The sequence below is a fragment of the Puniceibacterium confluentis genome (assembly GCF_007923445.1).
Taxonomy (GTDB): Bacteria; Pseudomonadota; Alphaproteobacteria; order Rhodobacterales; family Rhodobacteraceae; genus Puniceibacterium; species Puniceibacterium confluentis.
This window is the reverse complement of the sequence record NZ_VOJI01000115.1, coordinates 1-566: the sequence shown is the minus strand read 5'-3', so window position 1 is coordinate 566 and position 566 is coordinate 1. Positions and strand designations below refer to the sequence as shown.

Here is a 566-nt window from a genome sequence, read left to right as displayed (position 1 = left end):
GGCGGGGGCTCTCATCGCCATCGGATCACCGGCGCTCGCTCAGCAGACCCCGCCGCCCGCCAAGGCCGGCGGCACCGTCATCGAGGAACTGGTCGTCACCGCCCAGAAGAAGGAGGAGGCGCTGCAGGACGTGCCGATCGCCGTCTCGGCCTTCTCGCAGGACATGCTGCAGAAGCAGAAGATCGACGGCGGCCCCAACCTCGTCACCTCGATCCCCAACGTCAACTTCTCCAAGGGCAACTTCACCGGCTACAACTTCCAGATTCGCGGCGTCGGGGCCAAGCTGGTGGCGGCGTCGGGCGATTCCGGCGTGGGCGTGCACCTGAACAACGCGCCCCTGACCTCGAACAACCTGTTCGAATCCGATTTCTATGACGTCGAGCGGGTGGAAGTGCTGCGCGGACCGCAGGGCACGCTCTACGGCCGCAACGCCACCGGCGGCGTGGTCAACGTCATCACCAAGAAGAACAACGACAACGCCGAGCTGAACGTCTACGGCAACGTGCCGTTCGAAAGCGGCGGCCAGGTCTACCGCGTCAGCGGCAGCAAGGGCTGGACCTGGAGCC

The 566-nt window shown here is 65.9% G+C and carries 1 protein-coding gene; it reads left to right on the top strand.

The window, feature by feature from the left end:
• Positions 1–566, top strand: a 566-nt coding sequence (locus tag FOY53_RS22775; RefSeq protein ID WP_146592550.1) for a TonB-dependent receptor plug domain-containing protein, incomplete at both ends; no start/stop codon positions are given.